At 59.3% G+C, this 22,532-nt stretch carries 22 protein-coding genes and 1 tRNA gene; 14 read left to right on the plus strand and 9 right to left on the minus strand.

Annotation, left to right across the window (positions count from 1 at the left end; all coding sequences use genetic code 11):
• Positions 1-267: 267 nt before the first annotated feature.
• Positions 268-1,251: an acyltransferase family protein gene (locus BW967_RS17670; RefSeq protein ID WP_076486420.1), complete on the minus strand. Its 984-nt coding sequence runs from the start codon at positions 1,249-1,251 to the stop codon at positions 268-270.
• Positions 1,252-1,467: 216 nt separating this feature from the next.
• Here BW967_RS17670 and BW967_RS17675 point away from each other — a divergent pair.
• The 6 genes from BW967_RS17675 (at position 1,468) to BW967_RS17695 (ending at position 5,217) form a co-directional block, all read left to right on the plus strand.
• A tRNA-Arg gene (locus tag BW967_RS17675) sits at positions 1,468-1,544 on the plus strand.
• Positions 1,545-1,558: 14 nt separating this feature from the next.
• On the plus strand, positions 1,559-2,065 hold the full coding sequence (locus tag BW967_RS17680) for a hypothetical protein (protein WP_076486421.1): 507 nt from the start codon (positions 1,559-1,561) through the stop codon (positions 2,063-2,065).
• Complete coding sequence (locus tag BW967_RS17685) at positions 2,062-2,319, plus strand: hypothetical protein (protein WP_083952312.1); 258 nt, start codon at positions 2,062-2,064, stop codon at positions 2,317-2,319. Before BW967_RS17680 ends, BW967_RS17685 begins: the two co-directional genes overlap by 4 nt.
• 322 nt (positions 2,320-2,641) lie before the next feature.
• Positions 2,642-2,848 (plus strand): hypothetical protein, encoded by a 207-nt coding sequence (locus BW967_RS18615; RefSeq protein ID WP_139327862.1) that lies wholly within the window; start codon positions 2,642-2,644, stop codon positions 2,846-2,848.
• 49 nt (positions 2,849-2,897) lie between these two features.
• On the plus strand, positions 2,898-3,407 hold the full coding sequence (locus tag BW967_RS17690; protein ID WP_139327863.1) for a hypothetical protein: 510 nt from the start codon (positions 2,898-2,900) through the stop codon (positions 3,405-3,407).
• Positions 3,400-5,217, plus strand: a complete 1,818-nt coding sequence (locus BW967_RS17695; RefSeq protein WP_076486423.1) for a phage terminase large subunit family protein — start codon at positions 3,400-3,402, stop codon at positions 5,215-5,217. Before BW967_RS17690 ends, BW967_RS17695 begins: the two co-directional genes overlap by 8 nt.
• A 138-nt stretch (positions 5,218-5,355) precedes the next feature.
• On the opposite strand, the gene BW967_RS17700 is transcribed toward BW967_RS17695, so the two are convergent.
• The 3 genes from BW967_RS17700 to BW967_RS17710 all read right to left on the minus strand — a co-directional run bounded on the left by BW967_RS17700 (position 5,356) and on the right by BW967_RS17710 (position 6,681).
• The gene (locus tag BW967_RS17700) at positions 5,356-6,108 is read right to left on the minus strand and encodes a DUF3800 domain-containing protein (protein WP_076486424.1); all 753 of its coding nucleotides are present in this window, start codon (positions 6,106-6,108) and stop codon (positions 5,356-5,358) included.
• Between the two features lie 134 nt (positions 6,109-6,242).
• Entirely contained in the window at positions 6,243-6,473 is a 231-nt protein-coding gene (locus BW967_RS17705; protein ID WP_076486425.1) for a hypothetical protein, read from the minus strand.
• A 1-nt stretch (position 6,474) separates the two neighbouring features.
• Positions 6,475-6,681 carry a helix-turn-helix domain-containing protein gene (locus BW967_RS17710; RefSeq protein ID WP_076486441.1) on the minus strand — a complete coding sequence of 69 codons (207 nt, stop codon included), beginning with the start codon at positions 6,679-6,681 and terminating at the stop codon, positions 6,475-6,477.
• 110 nt (positions 6,682-6,791) lie between these two features.
• Here BW967_RS17710 and BW967_RS17715 point away from each other — a divergent pair, with 110 nt between their 5' ends.
• From BW967_RS17715 to BW967_RS17745, 7 genes are all read left to right on the plus strand, one after another.
• Positions 6,792-7,148 (plus strand): hypothetical protein, encoded by a 357-nt coding sequence (locus BW967_RS17715; protein ID WP_076486426.1) that lies wholly within the window; start codon positions 6,792-6,794, stop codon positions 7,146-7,148.
• Positions 7,148-7,369 carry a hypothetical protein gene (locus BW967_RS17720; protein WP_139327864.1) on the plus strand — a complete coding sequence of 74 codons (222 nt, stop codon included), beginning with the start codon at positions 7,148-7,150 and terminating at the stop codon, positions 7,367-7,369. The genes BW967_RS17715 and BW967_RS17720 overlap by 1 nt, the downstream gene beginning before the upstream one ends.
• A gap of 107 nt (positions 7,370-7,476) precedes the next feature.
• Positions 7,477-8,013 carry a hypothetical protein gene (locus BW967_RS17725; protein WP_139327865.1) on the plus strand — a complete coding sequence of 179 codons (537 nt, stop codon included), beginning with the start codon at positions 7,477-7,479 and terminating at the stop codon, positions 8,011-8,013.
• Entirely contained in the window at positions 8,010-9,452 is a 1,443-nt protein-coding gene (locus tag BW967_RS17730) for a phage portal protein (protein WP_076486429.1), read from the plus strand. The genes BW967_RS17725 and BW967_RS17730 overlap by 4 nt, the downstream gene beginning before the upstream one ends.
• The gene (locus tag BW967_RS17735; RefSeq protein ID WP_076486430.1) at positions 9,442-11,238 is read left to right on the plus strand and encodes a prohead protease/major capsid protein fusion protein; all 1,797 of its coding nucleotides are present in this window, start codon (positions 9,442-9,444) and stop codon (positions 11,236-11,238) included. The genes BW967_RS17730 and BW967_RS17735 overlap by 11 nt, the downstream gene beginning before the upstream one ends.
• A gap of 10 nt (positions 11,239-11,248) precedes the next feature.
• Complete coding sequence (locus tag BW967_RS17740; protein WP_076486431.1) at positions 11,249-11,464, plus strand: phage head-tail joining protein; 216 nt, start codon at positions 11,249-11,251, stop codon at positions 11,462-11,464.
• 162 nt (positions 11,465-11,626) lie between these two features.
• Complete coding sequence (locus BW967_RS17745) at positions 11,627-12,694, plus strand: tyrosine-type recombinase/integrase (protein ID WP_076486432.1); 1,068 nt, start codon at positions 11,627-11,629, stop codon at positions 12,692-12,694.
• Positions 12,695-12,983: 289 nt separating this feature from the next.
• On the opposite strand, the gene BW967_RS17750 is transcribed toward BW967_RS17745, so the two are convergent.
• Positions 12,984-14,852 carry a TniQ family protein gene (locus BW967_RS17750; RefSeq protein ID WP_175610480.1) on the minus strand — a complete coding sequence of 623 codons (1,869 nt, stop codon included), beginning with the start codon at positions 14,850-14,852 and terminating at the stop codon, positions 12,984-12,986.
• A 791-nt stretch (positions 14,853-15,643) separates the two neighbouring features.
• Positions 15,644-16,429 carry a metallophosphoesterase gene (locus BW967_RS17755; RefSeq protein WP_076486434.1) on the minus strand — a complete coding sequence of 262 codons (786 nt, stop codon included), beginning with the start codon at positions 16,427-16,429 and terminating at the stop codon, positions 15,644-15,646.
• A gap of 970 nt (positions 16,430-17,399) precedes the next feature.
• Here BW967_RS17755 and BW967_RS17760 point away from each other — a divergent pair.
• The gene (locus BW967_RS17760) at positions 17,400-18,005 is read left to right on the plus strand and encodes a hypothetical protein (protein ID WP_139327866.1); all 606 of its coding nucleotides are present in this window, start codon (positions 17,400-17,402) and stop codon (positions 18,003-18,005) included.
• Between the two features lie 327 nt (positions 18,006-18,332).
• On the opposite strand, the gene BW967_RS17765 is transcribed toward BW967_RS17760, so the two are convergent.
• The 3 genes from BW967_RS17765 to BW967_RS17775 form a co-directional block, all read right to left on the minus strand.
• Positions 18,333-20,459, minus strand: coding sequence for a sensor domain-containing protein (locus tag BW967_RS17765; protein WP_076486436.1), 2,127 nt, complete (start codon positions 20,457-20,459; stop codon positions 18,333-18,335).
• Positions 20,456-21,286: an alpha/beta fold hydrolase gene (locus BW967_RS17770; RefSeq protein ID WP_076486437.1), complete on the minus strand. Its 831-nt coding sequence runs from the start codon at positions 21,284-21,286 to the stop codon at positions 20,456-20,458. The genes BW967_RS17765 and BW967_RS17770 overlap by 4 nt, the downstream gene beginning before the upstream one ends.
• Before the next feature lie 265 nt (positions 21,287-21,551).
• The coding region (locus BW967_RS17775; RefSeq protein WP_281251000.1) for a methyl-accepting chemotaxis protein at positions 21,552-22,532 on the minus strand (981 nt) is incomplete at its 5' end.

Below are 22,532 nucleotides of genomic sequence, written 5' to 3' on the forward strand. Positions count from 1 at the left end.
GAGAGTTCCTTTCAAAGACAATCCCTTCTGATAGCGCCAAAACTTTCGCTTGCGCAAGAGTGCCATGGGGTCTACGTTATCGCTAACAATTGCGACACCACAGCGCGGTGTCTATAAAACCTCCGAAGCAGCGCCCGGAAACAAGCGCGTCACGGAGTGTAAGACGGGGGAGCCGTGGGCCAATGCGCTCCCCCAACTACTTCCTCAAAATATCTCGTGATGCATTCCCGTATGGCGCAAGATCGGAATTTTGTCAGGCAATGACCTTCAAAACGGCGCATAGAGCCGTTTGGTTCCAAACAGGGCGGAAGAGAGGCGCAGCGCATCTAGGGCGCGCGAACTTGCCACGCCGCCGATACAGGCAAGCGACACTGTGGTGAGCGTGAACAGAAGTCCTGTGGGATCAATCCCGAGGAAGCGCGCAGCGAGAGGTTTCATTGCGACAACAAAGAAGGCGTGGGTAATCAGCAAGATCAGTGTGTTTCTGCCGATGAACGCAAAGAGGCGAACGATCATATTTGGCAAAATCGCTGCGAGGTTTGTGAACACGCCAATGATGCCCAGAACCCATGCGATCTGAAGGAAGGAGAACTCTTTTAGACCTGAATGGTTCAGAATCAAACACGTCGCGATAGCGAGGATGGACAGCCAGATGTTCTGCTTAACATCTTGTTTTAGAGCTGCAATTGTTAGGCCAATCAGGAAAAACGCGGGCGCGGATTGCCGAACAATACCAAGTTGAACGGCACCCCCCAAAAGCAACACGGCTCCGAACCAGACGATCCGATCATCTTCGAATAATTTGCGAGACGCTGCACGCGACACCGCGAAGCTAAGCTGGATCACGATCAGTGCATGTACGAACCAAAACGCACCGATCGGCTGGACGAACACACTGAAGATGAAACTTCTCGCATCCGAGGCGGCTTCGTTGCTTGTTGGCAGGCCAATGCGGGCAGAGATCAGCAGCCCTAAAAGATAGAGTGGTTCAAAGACCATGTAAGGCACAATAAGCCGACGCAGCAGCGGAGTGGTGATCGCTTTCCCTTTGACCCGATCAAAGAAGAAGAACCCGGAAACAACTAGGAATGCGGGCATGTGGAAAGAATAGATCCAGCCGACGAGTTCAAGCTGGATATCTCGCAGGGTCCCAATGTGCCCGACGTGCCCATAAATCATCAGCACGATCAAAACACCCTTCAGGAAATCTATCCCGCTATCGCGTGCGTCGGCCGGAGTGGAAGGAGCCATCACTTTCTTTCCTTTTTTCAAGGTAGCTGTGAGGACGGGTAGGGTAATGAATTGGAGGCCGCACACCTGATAGCAACCGCCTCGCGCGCAACCTTAGGTTGCCGGCGTCACTTGAATCAAGCGACATCGCTGCGGTGAATTGAACATGAGACGGCACTCAGGAGGCTTGCGTTCATAGACATATCGCCGCAATAAAGCGCTATCTTGGTTTAACGTGGCCCCGTGGCTCAACTGGATAGAGCAGCCCCCTCCTAAGGGGCAGGTTGCAGGTTCAAATCCTGCCGGGGTCACCAAAAAAACCAATGACTTGCGCCTAGCGCGCGGCGCATCAATCCCGCTCAATATCTGTGGTGCGCCACAGATACCGCCGAAAACGGTTCGTTCGGATACTCTGAAAAATGAAAACCCCGGCGCGCTGGCGGGCGCAACCGGGGCAGAATTCGAAGCATCTATCTTCAAGACCAAAGAATACCGGCTTCGAGCTGAGTGGGCAAGAGCCGTCTGGTTCGCGCTCGACCATTGCCACCCCGAGGACGCTGCGCAGATCTGCGCGGGCTTTCTCGACAGCCTGAGCACCCAAGGCCCGTCCGTAAGTCATCCTTTCGGCATGACCTCGGGTGAAGCAATGATTTGGGCTGACTGCGCCCCGATTCACGAGTTGGCCGCCTATGTCGCCGCAGGGCTCGATCGTCTGCGCGGTCTCGCGCTCGCCAAGTCTGCGCGCAAACGCCTGTTCTGGGCGCTCTGGCAGGGCTTTGATCCTGAGGACCGACGCGCCTTCCTTGCCCAAGTTAAGGCGAGGGCCGTGCAATGACCATTCAAAGTCAGATCACGCCCTGTCTCGAAGAACTGCTGTGGAGTTGGCCGAGCGTTATCAGGCACGCTCAAGACGGCTGGGCTCGCGGATTTGCTCTGAGCATCGCCAAACAATCCCGCCGTAAGAATTGGCAGCCCTCGGTTAAGCAACTGGAAATCATGCAGCGCATGGTGGCCGAGCTTTACCGTCCGCCAGCGCCCGAGGAAGCCGACGACTGGAACCCGATCGAGGAGGACGACGAAGGCGTCTGAGCAGTTTTGAACCTGTGTCGTTTGGACGGTTCAGACGGTGGCGCTCGACACAGAAATGGCCTGCCACGGGGCATCCCATAGGCCAACCGCAGCCCGAAAGCTCGAAGCGGGGGATCGGCACCAGACCCGGTGTCGCAAGTAGCGAGCAAGCCCGAGGCGGGGTCATACGACCTCGGGCGCCCAGAAGCGATGGACCGGCTCCGTTGAGCAGATCTTCACGCAGAGGGCTAGGGACCAACCTGTGCCAAGCGCACGGGCTGGTCTCCCTATGCCCTTCGCTCCGAACCTCACCATTGAGCAGAACAGAATAGGATAGAGAAACATGAACGCGATGACACGAAACGAGACATGGCAGAGGATTGGTGATCTGGCCGATCGGGTGCGCCGCCTTTGCCCGGATCACCGCAACCCCGAACGCTTCCACATTGAGAAGAGCGAGATCGAACACGAGCTTCGCCGCCTCGCTTCGGTCGCGGGTCCTTCTGGCGAAGCAGCGATACGGGTAATTCGCACCCCGACGCATGGCTAGCTGGCGAGATTTAGAACACTAAAATCAAACAGTTGAGATAGGTTTAGCCGTGACACTCTTCCAGACATTGCCAGATGCAGCGCCCGCCGAAATGACGAAATCGGCCTTCGCGGGTCATATCGGCGTGTCGAAAGGCCGGATTTCCCAGATGATCCGCGACGGTCTGCCAATTCTCGACAATGGCCGCGTTCCGGTCGAGGCCGCCACCGCCTGGTATCACGCCAATGTCCGGCATAGTGCCCAGACTGCCAAAAAGTCGGCCGACGATCTGGCGCAGGTTAAGCGTGAGCGCGAGGAAGCGCACCGCGATCTTCTGCGCCTTCAGGTCGAGGAAAAGGCCGGGCGTCTGATTGACCGACGCGCCGCCGAAGCCGCGATCTTCGAGCGCGCAAGGGCCGAGCGTGACGCCCATCTCGCATGGTGTAGTCGCATCGCGCCCCTGATTGCGACCGAAACCGGCTGCAATCTCGCCACTCTCTTCGCGGCGCTTGACCGGGAAATGCGCGCCCACCTGGAAGAGCTGGCGTCCCTTTCGATCGAGGAGCTTCCAAATGCTTGATGCCCGCGCAATCGCTGATGCCGCTTGGCGCTCTGGTCTGCGACCGGAACCTCAAATCACAGTTTCGGAATGGTCTGATCGGTTCCGGCGCCTGCCCTCGACCTCGGCCGAGCCCGGCCGCTGGCGCACAAACCGGACTCCCTATCTTCGCGAGATCATGGACGCGCTTTCCGTTGCCTCCCCGGTCGAGCGGGTGGTGATCATGAAGGGCGCCCAGACCGGGGGCACCGAGGCGGGGCTGAACTTCCTCGGCTATGTGATCTGCAACGCGCCCGGTCTCGCGATGCTTGTCATGCCTTCGATCGACATGGTGCGCCGCAACACCCGAACCCGGATCGACCCGTTTTTTGAGATCGTGCCGGAAATCGCTGCCCGCGTCGTGCCGGCAAAGAGCCGCGAGGCTGGCAACACGGCCACCCACAAACGGTTCACTGGGGGCGAGCTCGTGATGACCGGGGCGAATGCTGCGTCCTCTCTGCGCTCGACCCCGGCCCGCTTCCTGGTCATGGACGAGATCGACGCCTTCCCGCTCGACGTTGAGGGCGAAGGCGACCCGATCGCGCTGGCGATCCAGCGCACCGTTACCTATCGCGGCCGCCGCAAGATCCTTATGATCAGCACCCCGACGATCAAGGGCTTCAGCCGGATCGAGGCCGCCTATCAGGAATCGGATCAGCGGCGCTTCTTCGTCAATTGCCTGCATTGCAGCCATGCATTCGTCATTGGCTGGCAAACTATCAAATGGCCGAAGGGTAAGCCAGAAGCTGCCGCCTGCGTTTGCCCTGAATGCGGCAGCCTGCACGAAGAACGGGACAAGCCAGCGATGCTGCAACGCGGGGAATGGCGCGCTACTGCGGCGGGCGACGGGCGCACACAGGGTTATCACCTGCCTGCGCTTCTCTCACCCTTCGAAACATGGGCCGAGATCGCGTCCGAGCATAGCCGGGTCGCCGCCGATCCTGCCCGCCTTAAATCGTGGATCAACACAAAGCTGGGCGAGACATGGGAAGAGGAAGCCGCCCAGACGGTCGATTCCGGTGCTCTGTCCCGCCGTGTCGAGCATTGGGGTGAGGCTCTGCCGCCCGGCGTGGCCGTCATCACGGCCGGGATCGACACCCAAGACGAATGGCTGGCGGTCGAGCTTGTGGGATGGGGTTCGGGTGAAGAGAGCTGGTCGCTTGGCTGGCACCGCCTTTATGGCGATCTGACCGGCCCCGCGATCTGGGCCGACCTCGACAAGCTGCTGTCCCAGACCTTCGTCCACCCTCTGGCGGGCCCGTTGCCGGTCGCGGCCGCCTGCATGGACAGCGGCGGGCACCACACGCAAAGGGTGCTAGAATGGACCGCCGCCCGCCATGGCCGCCGCATCTATGCCACCAAAGGCGGATCGCAGGCCGCCCGCGCGGCATGGCCGCACAAGCCGACTTTTTCCAAGACCGGCAAGCTGCCCGTCTATGTGATCGGCGTCGACACGATCAAGGAAGTCGTCTTCGCGCGCCTGGCAAAGGCCGAGGCCGGGCCTGGCTTCTGTCATGTGCCAGCGGGCCGCGAACCCGCGTGGTTCGCCGAAATGGTGGCCGAGAAGCCATTCACCACCTATTCCAAAGGGCGAGCGATTCGCGAATGGCGTAAGAAGGCCAGCGAGCGCAACGAGGCTTTCGACTGCCGTGTTTATGCTGCCGCTGCACTGGAGGCGCTTAAGATTGGCGGGTTCAGCGTGGATCAAGAGGCTGTGCGGATTTCCGGCAGCGTCCGAATCGCTGAAACAAGTGCCCTAGCAAGAGTGAAATCGCAGTGGATGACGCGATGAGGTGAAAGCGAATTCTTGACAAACATTTTCAAAAGTGACTCACAAGGATTCTTGCGCGAGTCTTTAAAATATACTACATACGAGATGCGCACGGGAGCCTGACATCTATGGCGTCGGGGCTACGGCCCCGCCCGGCGTCTACCTTCTCACCAGATCGTTTCTGAACCTGTCGCGTGGGTGATGAACAATGCCGTGCCCCTGTATCGACCCGTCTGGTTTGCGCCGAATTCTAGGTTTCAGGATTGCTGCCAGTTCTCCGTCTTTGGTCGAGTAGGCACGGTGAATCGCGCCTGCCACGAAGTCGGCTAGTTGGATGCCGATCGAATGACAGGAGTCTTGTAAGAACAGGCCCTCTATAAACCGGTCATAGCCAGACACGGTGCTACCAGTGCCGCTGGTCAAATTGTCATGATGGGCTCTGAACAGCCGATCATTGTCACGGCCGCGATGGTCCGCGATGGTGACCCCGAGACTTTTGTGATCCTGCAAGAAATACTGGAACCGTTCTGAGAGCGGCTTGTACGCAAAGTGATAAAGCTCTTGCTGGTCGGTCACTGAGGCGTATTCAAAAGCCGCCCCAATGTCGGTAACGCAAGCAATGATCGTAAGCGGAGAGCGCGCGATAATGTGTGCAAAAGTCTGGCTGAGCGCCTTCCGTTCTGCCGCATTTTTTCCAAGCATTGGGTTCTCTGCTGAGGAATTATGCGGGGAGAAGTAGCGCCACTTCAATTCCCCACGCAGTGCGTTTGATGTGCAGAAGCCTCGCACATCGTTTGCAATCCCGCGCCAGTCGGCATCTCGGATTATGACCGCGCCCAACGTGAAGTAGGGCCGATCGGGGTTCGGGCGAGACGGTGGTGTGCCGCTTTCGTCAATGAAGCAAAGGTGCATTGCGAATCCAAATGACGGTCGAGTGGAAAAACAATTCGCGATCGACTATGACACCTGTAGCGTTGACAGGAAATGCAATTTGGGGTCGCTATACTGCCCCGATCACCCCCCAGCGCTTTTCTCGGATGCAGCGCTCAATCGCTTTGTTCGGAATCGTATCTCAAATAAGTTCCGATGTCTGCGAGTGCGTTGCATAGCTTTGAGGCCGTTTCGTGATCAAGTATCAGGAACTTGTCGTCAATCTTGATATAGAGCTGCGGACCGTTGCCCAAAGCACCTGAGGTTCCGGCTTCCAAAAAGACCTGGTCCCCGCCCTTTTCCCATTGGTCTTTGATCGTGCCTTCGAAATACGTTGTCGTTCCCAATCTAGGCCCCCTTTCTCAACCTTACCCCAGCCCCGCCGCCGTTCTCGGGGATGAACTCTACGCCAGCCGCCTCAAGCGCGGCCTTGATCGTGGCAACCGTGCCTTCGCGCACTTCCTCGCCCCGCTCAAGTCGCGAAACGGTTCCCTGCGAAACCCCAGCAAGTGCCGCCAATTCGCGGACCCCAAGGCCGGTTGCAGCTCTAGCCATACGGCATTGCGCGGCGTTCATTTATAACCCTGTTATAATTTCTCTTGACGCCATGACGCCACGGTGGGAAATATAACCCTGTTATAAAATCCACGCAAGGAAGCAACGCTATGTCCGCACATAACCCCACTTCGGGGAACGCCCCCGGCTTGCCTGCCGTTCTGCCCCGTCGCTCTTTCCTCGCCGCCCTTGCGCCGCTTGGCGCGCTGGCGGTGGCCTCGCCTGCGATCGCGCGCACCATGACGCGGGAAGAACAGATCGAGCACCACAAGGCCGAGCTGTTCCGGCTCTATGCCGAAACCGTGCCCGAGGGCACAGAGCTTCAGAACTTCATGATGGATTATTCCCCGCGCGGCGAGTTTTACCAAATGAACGCCCGTCGCCCTGATCAACTTGGGCACAAAGATCCGTGGTGGCACTTCTCGACCGTCGATAACGAATGGCGCTACTGCGAGGTGCGCGCATGATGGCAGAGCGTGCCCTGTGCCCCGAAAGCAATGGTCCGAACCAGACCGGGAATCGCGCCTATCTGGCAACCGCGATCATCACCACTTGTCGCCTTGCGCTCGAAAACGACACGAGCGGCCTTGATGATCGGACCGCGCGCGAACGGGTGGCCAGCACGCTAGAGTTCGCCGAACACCTTATGATGTTGATCGAAGATGCGGCCACACCGTTTGGGGTGTGAGCATGGTGGGAAACGAAAAATCGCACCGCCATAAAATAGGTTGCAAAAGACCATTTTAACGCGTATTGAATAAGAATGGTCTTACAAGCCCACTTATGGATTGTCTAATGTCGAAACCTGGAATGCGCTTTCGTCCTATGTTGGTCAGCCAGGTCGCTGAGGTGGCCGGAGAGCAGCGTGAAACCATACGCACTCGCGAAAAGTTGGGGGTGTATGGCTTCGATCGCCCTAAGGGATGGAAGCGATACACCGACCTTGAGACCCTGGTGATCTCTGTGCACGCCGCCCTTAAGCGCGCGGTGAAAGACGATGATCTTGCCCAGTTCGGCTGCATGCTGGCTGCCAAGGCTATCATGGATGAGTGGATAGAGGACGAACAGGGAGTCCCATACTTCGACGAAGAAACGTTCCAGCGTGAGCGTTTTCTGTTTTTCTGGCGTGACGCTGCGGGCGCGTGGACCGGCGATATTGCCTCATCTGTCAATGAGATCGAGGCGCAGATTAACGAGAGGATCGTCAAAAGCTATTCGGATGTGCCGATTTTTACGACCGTGAACCTCGCCACCATCCTGAAAATGACGCTGGTCCGCATGATGAAAGTGCAGCTCAAAGCGGAAGCGTCGAAATCTGGGGGTGATCAATGAGCATTCCTTTCCTGTCCCGCATCTTTCGCCCTGCTGCGCAGCGTTCCCTTGAGGCCGCGTCCGGTTCCCATCGGTGGACCGGACGCCCGGCTTCGGGAGACGCGCAGGCGTGGGTGAGGGCAGGAGCGGGCACCGTGGCGGTCAGGGCGGCGCATTTCGCGCTGAACAACCCCCATGGTGCCCGAATGGTTCAATCTCTGTCCGACAATGTGGTGGGCGCGGGCATCAAGCCTAAGGCCCGCTCGGATAGCCCGATCGTCAACGCAGCGCTGCACCGCGCCTTCGATACCTTGACCAATGAAATCGACTGGACCGGCCAGGGCGATTTCTACGCGATGCAGCGCGCCGCGATGGCCGATATGGTGATCCATGGCGAGGCGCTGCTGATGTGGCGGGCCTCGGCTAGTGGCATTCCGCAGTTGCAACGCCTGCACCCGGAGCAGCTGGATCGGTCGATCACGCGCGTCGTTTCGGATGACATTCGGATCATCCAGGGCGTCGAATTCCATGCCTCGACGGGCCGCCCCAACTCATACTGGATTCGCCCAAGCGCACCGGGCGATGCTCTGGCCGGGATGGCCGCTCCTGCGGTTCGCATCCCGGCCAGTTCCATTATCCATATCTTCCGCCCGCTGTTGCCCGGTCAGGTGCGCGGCCTGTCGTGGCTCGCCCCAGTTCTGCTGGCCGGGCATGAGATCGACCAACTTCTGGACGCGCTGCTAGTGCGGGCGAAGGTCTCGGCCTTGCACACTGGCTTCATTTACAATGCTGATTCCAGCTCGCCCTATTCCGGCCAGCAACAAGGCGATGTGCTAACCGTGGGCATGGAGCCGGGCAGCCTGGTCAACCTGCCATCGAACAAGCGCATCGAGTTTTCCGAGCCGCCGGACAGCGGGAACGCACCCGAGCTTGCGGTGAGCATTCTGCGCACGATGGCGGCGGGCATCGGTCTGACCTATGAGCAGCTGACCGGCGATTACAGCCATGTCAGCTATTCCTCGGCCCGTGCCGCGACGTTGGAATTCCGCCGTTTCTGCGAGGCGATCCAGCATCACGTCATAGTTTTTCAGTTCTGCCGCCGCGTCTGGACCGAGTTCCTGCGCTGGCAGGTGTTGATCGGCACGGTGCCCGCCACCGCATTCGCCGACCCGGCCAAAGGTCTTCAATCGGCCAAGTGGCTGCCGCCTTCCTGGCCGTGGGTTGATCCGCAGAAGGATGCGAATGCCGCGATCCTCGAAATGAACGCCAATCTGCGCTCGCGCTCGGAGGTGATCGCCGAACGCGGATATGACGCCGAAGAGGTGGACGCTGAGATCGCCGCCGACCAGGCGCGGGCGGAACGCCTCGGGATTGCGCTGAAGGCCGCTACCGCCACCGAATCTCAAACCGATGAAGCGCCGCGAGATAGCGTAGTGCAGGGTGATCAGAATGCCGCTTGATTTACAAATCCGCGCCGCGATGCGGCCGAAGTCGCTGAACCGCGAGGCTCGCACCGTCGAGGCGATTCTCTCGACTGGCGCTGATGTGGATCGGGGCGGCTTTATCGAGCGGTTGGAAATCTCGGGCCGCGCGATCGACTTATCCGAGCTGCCGGTGCCGGTTCTCGACACTCACCGCCGCGAAAGCACCCGCGATATTCTGGGCAGTCTGACCGCCGCCCGCGTCGAAGGTGGCTTGCTGATCGGCACTCTCACTATTTCCAAGCGCCATGAGGCCCTTCTCGATGACATCGAGGAAGGCACGCTGCGCTGCATTTCCGTTGGCTACACCATCAACGCTTTCCGTGACGAAGCCGACCGGGCAACCGGGCGGCTGGTGCGCATCGCTACGGGCTGGACGTTGAAGGAGGCCTCTTTCGTGCCCATCCCGGCCGATGCCGGGGCAACTGTCAGGAGTGATACTGTGAGCACACAAACCAGCCAGACGGCGCAAGCGCCCGCGCCCGTCCAGACCACCGAGGCCGCGCCCGCGTTGACACGGGCGCAAGTCAATACCGAGATCCGCGCGCTGCGCCAAACCTTCGGCCTGCCCGAGGCCTTCGCGAACGATCTGATCGACCGTGAGGCGACCGTGGAGCAGGCGCGCGCTGCAGCGGTCGAGGCTGTGCGTCAGCGCCCGACCAACTCGATCAGCACCCACACGCCCGCCTATGCCGCGACCGGCGCCACGCCCGAGACCTTCGCACGGGCGGCTGGCGAAGCGCTCTATTGCAGGGCGAACCCCTCGGTAACGCCGAGTGAGGCCGCGCGTGAGTTCATGGGTCTTTCGGTGATCGAACTTGGGCGCACCATCCTCGGCCGCGCTGGCGTCCTCACCACCGGCATGTCGCCTTCTGCGATTGTCGAACGGATGCTGACCACGAGTGATTTTCCGGCGATTATGGGTGACACCGTGGATCGTTCTCTGCGTGCTGGCTATCAAGCGGCGCCCTCGGCTCTGAAGGCCGTGGCCCGCAAGTCCACCGCCCGCGATTTCCGGCGCAAGACCAAGCTGCAAATCAGCGAAGCCCCAACGCTGGAAAAGGTCAATGAGGCTGGCGAGTTTAAGCATGGCGCGCTGCACGACGCCAAAGAGAGCTACGCCATCGGGACTTTCGGCAAGATCATTTCTGTCACTCGCCAGCTTCTGGTGAATGACGATGTGGGGGCGTTCACCGATATGTCTGCCAAATGGGGCGAGGCCGCTGCCGACTTCGAGGCGCAGCAACTGGTCGATCTGCTGGAAGCCGGTTCCGGCGCGGGTCCGGTGATGGATGACGGCAAGACGCTTTTCCACACAGATCATGGCAACATTGCCGCTGCTGCCGCCAAGATCAACGTGACGAGCCTCGGTGAGGCACGGTTGATGATGCGTAAGCAGAAGAGCATCGCGGGGCGGCCGATCAACGTTCGTCCGCGTTATCTCGTGGTGCCCCCTGAATTGGAGGTGGACGCCGAGCAAGTTCTTGCCTTGATTCAGCCGACTACCATCGAGGACGTGAACCCGTTCGGCGGCAAGCTTGAGCTGTTGGTGGAAACCCGTCTTTCCAGCGCCACGCGCTGGTATCTGGTCAGTGATCCGGCCATCACCGAAGGGCTGGAATACAGCTATCTGCAGGGAGAGGAAGGGCCGCAGATCGAAACGAAGCAAGGCTTTGAGGTCGACGGCATGGCCTTCAAGGTCCGGCTGGATTTCGGTGCAGCCTTCCTTGAGCACCGCGGTTGGTTCCGCAACATCGGGCAGTAAGGCGTAAGCTATGGCTGACCTTGAGACGCTTCAACAGCAACTCGATACCCTTCGCGCCTATCGCGCGAAGGGAACTCAGACGACTACCCTCGGGAACGGCGAGTCTGTGACCTTTAAATCCGATGCACAGATGGCGGAGGCTATTGCCGATCTGGAACAGCGCATTGCCTCACTGTCCGGGCGCCAAGTCCGCATGGTGCGCTTCGCCTGCGGCAAGGGGGTCTAGGATGAGCACTTTGCCCAACCTCGTTCACTACAAGGTTGCCGCAGAGGAACTGGGTATTCCGAGGGAAGCTCTGCGGCGTGTGGCGCACTCACTGGGCTTGCTGATCATGGCAGGTCGAACCCCCAAGATTGACCGAAACGACTATCAGAGGATTGTAGACGGATGCCGCGCAAAGCCGCAGGAGCAAGACTCTATCAGCGCCCCGACACGGGTATTTTCTTCATCCGAGACACCGGCCAGCCGGAGCGCTCAACCGGCACTCGATGCCGCGAAGATGCTGAAAGGGCTCTCGCGTCCTATATCGTCTCGAAAGGCGTCGTGACGGATACTCGCCACCCTGATCGCTTCCCGATCAGTGACGCTCTGGCGATCTACGCCCGAGAGCATGGGCCGGAAACTGCTCGGCCCGGCGCAATCGCAGAAGCGATCGAGGCCCTGGTGCCGTTCTGGGGCGGTCTTATGGTCGGTGACGTCAAGGGCGAAACCTGTCGCCGCTACGCCCGCGCTCGTGTAACCACTCATGGCGCGCCGAAAGGGGAGACGCGGCCCGTCAGCCCCGGCACAGTCCGCCGTGAGCTTGGCGTTCTGTCGGCCGCGATCAACTTCTGCCATCGGGAAGGCTATCTCACCCACACCGTCACCGTTACCCGCCCTGAGCAACCCCCGCCTCGAGAGCGCTGGTTGACCCGGCAGGAGGCGGCCGCGTTGCTCCGGGCTGCCCTCAGGTTGACCCGTGGTCGCCACCTGGCGCACTTCATTCTGCTCGCGCTTTACACAGGAACAAGGAAGGACGCGATTCTTCGGCTCGGCTTCCTGCCCAACACGGCTGGCGGCTGGATCGACGTAGACCAAGGGGTGCTGCGTCGGCGTGGCGAACAAGAGCGCGAGACCAAGAAGCGGCGCCCGCCTATGAGGCTGTCGCGCAAGCTTCTCGGCCATTGCCGACGTTGGCGCGCGATGGGCGATATTTGGGCTGTTACCTATCAGGGCCAGCGCGTCGATGATGTGAAAAACGCCTTCGCCGCAGCCTGCGAAAACGCGGGCCTTAGCGACGTCACGCCTCACACCCTGAAGCACACTGCAATCACCTGGGCGATGCAGAAGGGCATGCAGATCGACGACGCAGCGCAATATTTCGGGACGTCCCGCGAAACCATCATCCGGGTCTATTGGCATCACAGCCCATACTTTCAGCAGGACGCGGTGGCGGTGATGGATCGCAATCAGTGATACACCACAGTTTCAGCCGCCTCTAGACAAGTCGAGACGTGAACAAAACAAGGGAAAAACGGGAAAAATGAGCGAACTTAGCCAGCAAAATTATCCTCCTAAGGGGCAGGTTGCAGGTTCAAATCCTGCCGGGGTCACCACCTGCTTCTAGGTGCCAATGCACCATAAGCTTGCACGTTTTGGCGTTTTTCATGCACACCCCCTGTCAAGAGGCTTGGAGGGCCATATCGAAGGTTTCTTCTAGCACACTGGGATAGAACGGTATTTCATCGTAACCCGTGGTTAGCGGTCACTTTTCACCCTGAGTTTTCAAGAGTGCCACAACCGGCTCAGCAGCGTTGCGAAGATAGATCGGTCCGACATCCAAGCCGTTCGGTCGGAACGGCTGGACCCCCTCGTTCTGCAGAACGGCCCGGATCGTGTTCCTATGCGCACCAGTTTCGGCCGACAGAATCGTTAGTGTCGTGTAGCTGGCCTTAAACGCAGCGATGTCGTCGCGGCTCATACGCCATTCCCGACGCTTGGTCGTTGGATTCAAAACCAGCATCGCAGGCGTGTAACCACCTTCGATCAGAGCCAGGAATTGACCTTTCCCCCGAATACCCGCCGACCGGGCGAAGGCCGCTGCGGTCACCTCTCCCCGGTTGGTCGAGGGCTTACGCTTTGGCGCGGCCTTTGCTTTGAGCGCAGCAGCCTCGGTGATTTTCACCACAAACCCGTGGTAGCCGAACACATCTGGACGCTGACCAAGGCGCAGAAAACCAGCCCTGATAGCCGCAATGATCCCGCCAACAGGAAGGTCCAGCCGCTTGTGAACGCGTTGGATCGTCTCCCACCCTGGCTCCTCTGGGGCAACCGGCTGCGCATGGGCATCCAACTCCTCAAGAAGAGCTTGGCCACCGGCAATCCGCCAAGGCGATTTGATCGTTGCAACGTTGGTCCTCGGGACGAGGACACCGTCTGCCTTCAACCCGTTCAATTCGGCCAGCGTTGCGCCGATTGCCCGTCGCAGCGCAATTGGACCGACCAATGTCGGGATTTCATCAAGAATGTACTGCCAAGCTTTCGCATCAAAGGTCTTGCGGGCATTGGCACGCGCGTCACTGGGCGCAAACGCGCCCGCTTCTGTCAAGAAATCATCCAGAACTGTCGGGCCGATGCCGGTTTCCTTGGATGCTGACGTAATGGAGTGTAGGCGCCGCTCGGTCACGGCCTGCCCAAGAAGGTCATCACCTGGCGCCAGCGGCCATATTTCCAGAAAATAGTCACGAAGGATCCCGCGAAAGACCGCAAAGGCATCGTCATCAAGATAGATGCCCTTAAGGTGCTGGAAGAGCGGACCCATTTCGCCCTGCGTCACGATGTGGCCACCGTCCTGTGATCGCATGAGGATGTCCAGAGCCGCTCGGATCCCATCAGGGCCTTGCGAGACAAAGGTAAAGCCCGTGGCCTTGGCGCGCCGATCGTCCGGGGCCTCGCCCTGCTTGCGCAGCAAGGCTGCACCGATAAACTCACAGAGTGTGATCGCCGGAAACACCGGCTGTGAGGCCAGCCATGTTTTGTCCGCAGCGGTACCCTGCGATAGACGCTTATCAAGCCAAAGGTCATAGTCGGTAGGATCAATACGCACGCAGTCGAATGATCCGGCTCGCAGGTCTGGCAGGATTTCCGCCAATCTCGCTCCAATATTATCCCGTTCGATGGGGAGAGAGCTAGACCACAAGGGAACCAGCGGATGGTGGTGCTGGTGGCAAATATCAACACCTCTGCAGAGCCAGTCCCCCCGCAAGGCAATGTGCCGCAATGGATGGGGCTGATCAGCTGCATGCTCACGCATGCAAAGTGGACAGCCCCGAATGATCGGATTTCGAAGGGCCCGCGAGACGAAGACTTCCTTCCGAAACCGCATCCGGACGTCCCCGATGCGTTCACCTGTCCAGGAGAGCATCTCGGCGAGCTGCGCGGGCGACACCCCTGCGCGTTCTGCAAAAATCGCGACGGCCTCTTCGTCCTGCTCCAAGATACGCCGAAAGGTGATGCCAAGATCGAGGGCGAAGTTGACAACGTCGGTTCCATTTAGGATTGCCATGCGCGAAAACAGCGACGGGAGCGTCTCGCGGTCAACGGGCTCCAATGTAAGGGCGAGTTTCCGCGGCAAGTACACCTCCTGTGTGCTCAAACGCCCCACGTGTTGCGATACCGTAATGCTCAACCAAATAGATAACGCCTGACGCTACTGTTCTAACCGTCCAGAGAACAAGTAATAAGGTAATCTGCTTAGATCTGATGGACTGCAGTCACATATTTTTCTTGGAAGGGTGCGCCCCGCTAAAAAAGGGGAGGAGTACCGTTGTGCATGAGGGACAGGCAGGGGAGGCCAACACCGGCCTCCGACGCTAAGCGGCAGCGCATACCGCTCGTGTCGAGCGCCCCTGATACGTGCGCGCACTTGACCCCGGCAACTGATATCATGAATGTCATACCCAACGCGTGCTTTCAGCACGACGGCGATCCTGGGTGAGAAGGAGACGCGCATGATTGGTCCATTGATCTGCATAGCTGGCGTGGTTGTCTGCATCGTAGGGTCTTTACATTGCTGGCTGACCTACCGGAATACTGTCCGGGCAGTGCGCATCGACCCCGAGCGTGTCCGGCGGTTCGTGGAAAGCGCGCCGTTGCATCGCCTGGAAGAATTGAAGGCGAAGCGGCCAGTTTGTCAGTGCTGCGGTGCGCCACTCGGGCTGCAGCGCGAACAATACTGAAGACCCTTCATGTCTTTCTGGTCTCGTTAGGGGCCAGCGGCAGCGCTGATCAGTGCATCAGCTACGGCTGCCGCGGGGCAAGGCTGGCCCGTGCCCAACTATTCGACGCTGTGCCGCCGGCAGGCGCGGATCACCAATTAGTCAGCCGGCGGAACGAATTGGCCTGCAAGTCGCCGGATGGCGCCACTCACCAGACACACCCCCGCCATGAGGCATCCAGCCGGGGCGCGCTCGCCCAGTCATTGGGGTAACCCACCGACACGTTGATCAACTGCGTCCTCTCGATCCGAAACGACGCTTCCCGGTGCGTATGACCAAAGAACCAATAGTCGGGCTGATGGCGCGCGATCAATGCGGTCAGATCGGAGGCATAGGCCGCGCGGACCGCGCCGTCGGGCGCGAGGCTCGAGGGGTGTGGCGCGTGATGCGTCACCACAATTGTGCGCCCGTAGAAAGGCGCGCTTAGGCGCTCGTCCAACCAGGCGAGGTGATGCGCGTGGACGTCGGTCGTGTGGTGCGGCCGGAGCTTGCGGTAATGCTCACGCTCGACGCGGATGCAGCGGTAATCGTTCATTCGCTCCATCGCCTCGGCACCGTTTCGTTCGCGATTGCCGCCCAGCATCATGTCGGTCCAGAGCGTGCAGCACAGTAGCCGGATATCGCCAAGGATGATCTCTTGTATCTGAACGAAATGGGCGCCAACCCCCCGTGCGATTGCTTCGAGCTTGTCTTCGCGGTCCAGCCGCCCGTCGTAAAAGTCATGATTGCCGGGAAAAATGCAGACCTTCGAGAGGTCAATGTGGTGACTGATCGCCGCAAGTGCGGGTTTCCAGCGCACTTGGGCCTTGTTGCTCAGATCACCGGCTATCACCAGCAGATCGATCTCGGAAAAATCCGCTTTGGCGAGCGGGTTCCGTCCAGCTTCTTGCCAGAAGTCGTAATGAAGGTCCGCAAGGATCAGGATCTTCGGCATGGTGCGCGCGCTCGCTTGGTCTGCAGGTTGGGGACCGATACAGCATGCTCGCACGAACGACCACTTTAGAGCAACCGCATCTCAGCGACCGACTTTGGGCGGCCGATTGCCGCCGGTCAGGGTGACGCATACGCTGCAGAGCGGCTTCCCCGAAGCGGCCGCCCATGGCACGGCGCAGCAAAATCCGGCTCGAATGTCGGCTCAGCGGACGAAGTGAGCTTTGGCTGTGGTTTCACCAAAGTCGGCTTTCGAGAAAACTGAGCCAATCAAAACGGTGGTTTGGGGGACGTTGCTCCTGCCAATAAGGATTGGACCAAGACAGGCGCGTCTGAGTAACCTGTGAGCCAGCCCAAAAATCGGGATAAGAACGGAGAGCACTCAAAGCGAAAACCTAGCCCTCGTTCGATCCTTGATTTGGATAGAAGTCGCTAATTTGTTCTCATCAAAAATTCCCCACCGCCTCCCTCCACCCACGGGAGCACCATTGAACACGATGGAGCACACCGGAGCACATGATAACATACGAACACCACCTAAAAACTTTAAGTGTCTGATTTTATTTATATTATCGGAGCATTGGAATTTGTATGACTACATAGAGTTGGCGAGTTGACGACATATGTGCATGAGTTTATGCGTGAATGCACGATAAACACCGTTTGAAATCCCGGCCGTAAACCACTAAGTAGTTGAAATTAAAGAATTTTATACTATCTTGGTATTGCGACCCAATGATAGGCTTCCACCCCCTATCCGCTTAAGTCGCATTTGTCAGAACGCGGCGGGGTCCACACCCGCCGCACCCACTGATTGTAGCTTGATGATGGGCTTCCACCCCCCATCCGCTCGGATTGCATTTGTCAGAACGCAGCGGGGTCCAAACCCGCAGCACCACTACAGCAGAGAAAGCAGAAAAATGAACGCTAAGAGAAGAACCGCCGTACAGCGAAGCAACGACAAACAGTCATCTATGCAGGCCAAACTGTTTCCTGAGCAGGATGAGAAAAAGTACTGGGACGTGAAAAACAAAGCCCGAACCAAGGGGTACACGAGCATGCCGCGCACCATACCCCTAATTGGGGCTATGGCCGATCTAATGGCAGGCAAAGGCAAGCCCGTAACTAGTACATATCTAGAGCTTTGGTGCCGCTGTAACGAGCAAGGTTTTGTGAACGTCAGCAAGCACAGCGATGTATCTTTTGCGTCAGGATTTTCTGGAGAACGCGGTGTCTCAACATGGAAACAGCGGCTCAAAAAGCTGGAAGCACTTGGCTTTATCTCGATCCAGTCAGGTACGGCAGGTGATATTCACTATGTCCAAATTTGGAATCCATATCTCGTCATTAAGCATCATGCCGAAGCCGACACCGAAGGATTCTCCGACAAGCACTATAACGCCTATTTGGATCGCTACTATGAAATCGGGGCGCTCGATCTTGAAGAAGAGCCTGCCGTACCAGCGGCAACCGCTGTGGATTTATCTGTGTTAACAGCAGCACAGCCAGCAACGGCAGTGCCACCCATGCCGACGGCGGCAGTTCCAGCAATGCCAGAGGTAAAAAAGACAGATACGTGAGACAAAAGTCTATCAGATGGAGCCCCCAAATATCGGATCCTGAGGAGCTTTTGTCGTGGCCAATATCGAGTGCCGAAAACGGTCATTTTTAGCCACGCCTGCGATAGCTGACATTCGTTCCAGTTGCAGCATTTGCCAATAAGGGCTCGAACCGGTCATGCGGCGCTGCGGCGTGCGACGAGATAGAGCCGCAACGTCAGAGCCTACGTGCTCGGCCCTTTGCCGTCGGTCGCATCATTGAGTTCTTCGCTCCGAACCAGCCGTTCGAGCGCGCCGCAGCGACGAGATAAGCGGCCCTGAGCGGATGGCTGTGCAAATTGCGGAATCTCAAGCTTGGAGGCTGCACGCGGTATAGGAGGCTGTCTGCGAAGTTTCGACATTGTACTTGCGCGCTCCGTCGATATGGACAAGTGGCTGCGGTCGGCAAAAATGAAAGCCCTGAACTTCATTGCAACCGAGGGCCCGAAGCAGGTCCGTCGTCTGTTCACTCTCTACGCCTTCGGCCACCGTCGCTAAAGCCAATCCCTGCGCCAGATCCATGATCGCGCGTAAGATAGGCCCGTTGCGTCCTTTCGCCTCCGCCCCCAATACGAAAGACTTGTCGATTTTTATCCGGTCCACGGGCAGATCGCGAAGATGCGTAAGAGATGCAAAGCCGGTCCCGAAATCATCGAGGGCGATCGTCACCCCCGCTGCGCGTAGCAGCGCAAATCCGGCAATCAGATTCTCCGTGTTCTGGCCCAGGAGCGCCGTCTCGACGACCTCCAACTCGATCTGCTCTGGTGTTAGCCCTGCCGCTGCGATCTTCGCCAGAAGATCAGGCGCGAAACTGGATCGGTGCAAGCTGTGATCGGAGAAATTCACCGCCACGCGGCCCAGGTGCGCGCTCGCCTCTGCCAAGTCAGAGAGTACGCGGCGCAACACCGCAGCATCAATCAAGGCGGCGCAATCCGGATCATCGAACGCATCCCACCAATCGCCCGGTGTGCTAATTTCACCATCGGGACAGCGTATCCGCGCAAGCGCCTCGTGGCCCGTGACGCGGCCATCTGAAAGCCGGATCTTCGGCTGATACCACGCCTCGATCCGGCCCTCACGCTCGGCCTCGCGCACCATTGCCAGAGTGGCACGCCGCGCCTCGACAGCACAGAGGGTCGGCCCTCGCAGAAAGGCCGCGCCGCCACGCCCTGCGCGCTTCACCTCGCTCAGCGCAGCCTTAGCGCGCCCCCAGAGTTCCTCAGGCTCGCGCGCATCAACCGGGCGCACGGCCATGCCGATCGATGCGCGCAATTGCACCGCTGCGTCAGACCGCGCGAGTGGTGCCCGGAGCGTGGCCTGAACATCTGCTGCAAGCCGCTGTGCCAGTGCATCTGCGCCGCAAGCATTTCCAACAGCGTGCTCTAATGGGGCGAGCAGTGCGAACTCCTCACCGGCAACCCGCGCGGCGAGGCCTTCGGCGGGGAGCAACGCGGCTAGTCGCTCTCCGACCTCGCGCAGCATCGCGTCGGTTCGGTCTTCGCCATAGTCGTCAATAAGCCCAGCAAAATCGGGAAGGTCGATCAGCAACAGTGCCAACTCCCTCTCCTCGTCGCAGACATTGGCAAGCTGCGAACGAAACCATTGCCGGTTTGCCAAACCGGTCACTTCGTCCAAATGCGCCAATTGCCAAAGCCGCTGCCGGTCGCGATGAGCTCGGCTGATATCCGCCAGAACCCCTTGGACGCGCGCCACCTTGCCCTTCTCCCAAAGGGCCTCACAGTAAATGCGAATCTGGCGGGTTTGTTCGTCCGCAATCACGATTTCTGCCTCAAGATCGAGAGGGGCGCACAAGACCTCAGGTGTAGTCAGAAGCCGCCCAAGACGTGCCCGCAGCGGCGCAGAGGTCAGCCTGCCGAGCACATCGTCAAGGCCGAGCGGGGCCTTGGGGCGCAGGCCAAGCAGGCGCAGCACTTGATCGGACACGTCGAACACCCGCAGCACCGGGTCCCAAGACCAAGCACCGACCTCGGCCATACGTTCGACCTGTCCCAGCCAGTGCGCCCGCATTCCCGCCACTGCCTCAAGGCGGGCTACCCCATCTTCAGAGCGGTGCCGCCGCCCAGCATCAAGCAGCACCAGCGTGGCTCCCTCCGTGTCCAACAGTCGTCTCGCGCTTAGCAGGCAGCGGCGCACACCCCCCGTGGCATCGGGCAGCGGCAGAGAGATTTCGTCGAGCCGCCCCGTCAATCGCAGTTGCGGCGCCAAATGCGTGAGCCAGAACACGCGCCCTGCTGAGGAAAGCAGGTCCGTTAGGTCGCGCCCCAGCACCGCCTCAGGGGGGCGTCCAACCCAGTGCAGGAATTCCTTATTGGCCGAGCGCACCTGCCCCGCGTCGTTAATCTCGACAAGGCCACATGGCGCGCTGTCGGCGGCAGCACCATAGCCGCGCCGCGCTTTGCTCGGAGGCAGGCTCACCGGCTCTCGTCCGATGGGGCAGCCCCCTCGGCCCCGGTCGTTAGGCCAGAGAGGATCGCATTTGCAACGACCTCGGGATGGCTCAGGTGCGGGCAATGGCCGTGGCTTTGCAGCTGCATCAGACGACTGCCTGCAATGGTGCGATGCACAAACTCTACCGCGGCATCGGGGGCGATTGGGTCGTCTTGCGATTGCAAAATCAGCGTCGGCACCCGCAGTTGCGGTAATGCGGCACGAACGTCGACGAAAAAAGTGGCGCGGGCGAATGCTGAGGCGATCTCGGGGTCGTTGCGATGCAAGCGTTGCGCAAAATCACTCGCCAACTCGGGGCGGTCGGGGTTGCCGGTGGCGATTGGCGCGAAACCCGTAGCCCAGTCTGCGAAATTACGATCAAGCATTTCGAGCAGATCCTCGACAGTCTCTCGACTGAAACCGCCGGTGTAATTCTCTTTGTCGATATAGCACGCAGAGGGACCGATCATCACCAGTTCCGCGAATAGATCGGGGCGCTCAATCGCCGCAAGCGCACCGATCATCGAAGAGACCGAATGGCCGACGAAGCGCACCTGGCCAAGCGCAAGCCGATCAAGCAGCGCCACGAGGTCATCGACATAACCGCGCAGGCTCGCGTGGCGCTGACGGTCATAGAGATCAGCGGCGGCCTGTCCGCAGCCAGCATGATCGAAAAGCACCACACGATAATGCGGTGCGAGTTGCGGGACCACCGCACGCCAAACTGTCTGGTCACAACCATAACCATGCGCCAGCATCAGCGGCACATTGCCCGTGCCGGTCTCATGGAAGTTGTGCAGGGCGTCATCGAGCATGGCTACCGGATTCCCGCAAAGGATAACTCGCACTCATTCAATACATCTTATGCGTGAAATTTAATCACGAAAAAAGCATTAAAATGAAGCCCCTCGATCCGGGCGATATTTTTAACCGCTCTCGGTCATGGGGCGTCCTCACCGCAATAACAAATTTTTCGGATCGTGCCGAACCAATCTAAGTCGATGGCGCGCGCTCAGCCTCAGAAGCCTTCAGCCAACCTCGCAACTTCACAGATCAATAGGCTCCGGCGTTGGCGGTGCATCAAGCGGCTGTGTCGCGCCGCGAAAGTGCTCCTGTGTTGAATTGTGCGACATTGGAGACAAGCTGATCTGCTTCGCCACGCAGTGTGGTGAGCGCCGCATTCGTCTCCTCAATCATCGCGGCATTTTGCTGCGAAGTGCGGTCAAGTTCTGTCGTCGCCTTGGAAATCTCGGCGATGCCGACCTGGCTTTCGCCAACGGCCCCCGCAATATGCTCAATGCGTTCTTGCACCCTACGGAGCGATCCAACGATCTGGCCAAGCGCATCAGCCGTATTATCCACCATTTCGACGCCGCGCCCAACGTCGCGCGTTGCGGTCCCGATGATTTGCGCGATCTCTTGGGAGGCTTCTGACGACCTTTGCGCAAGCGCGCGCACTTCTGAAGCAACCACTGCGAAACCGCGCCCGCTCTCGCCCGCTCGTGCGGCCTCGACGCCTGCGTTAAGGGCGAGCAAATTGGTCTGGAACGCAATGTCGTCAATCACCTGCAGTACGCCCTCGATCCGCTCGGAGGATTGCCGGATGCTTTCCATTGCCGCAAGTGCTTCCTGTGCGATGGAATTGCCACTTTCTGCATGGCTGGAAATGTCCCGCATCTGGTCCTTGGCCTCATTGGCGAGGCCGGTCATGCTGCCGATTGTCCCAGACATTTGCTCAAGCGCCGAAGCGGTTTCTTCAAGCATCGCTGCATTGTGTTCGCTGCGGCGCGCCAGATCGTTCGTGGCAGAGCCGATCTCGGCGCTGGATCCGTCGATAATCTGCGATGTGGCCTCAATTGCGAGCACAGTTCCGGTGATTGCATCGTTCGCAGCCTGAAGCGAGTGCGCCATTTCGGCGAAAACGCCCACGAAGCCGTCACGCATCACATAGGTTAGATCCCCCTTTGCGAGATGGCGCAGCGCAGCATTCATCTCGGAGATGCTGGCATCTGTAGCTTCACCAATCTGGTTTAGCCCACGGCAGATCTCGGCAAAAATTCC

Origin of the sequence: Rhodobacter aestuarii (genome assembly GCF_900156655.1) — a bacterium.
GTDB lineage: Bacteria > Pseudomonadota > Alphaproteobacteria > Rhodobacterales > Rhodobacteraceae > Rhodobacter > Rhodobacter aestuarii.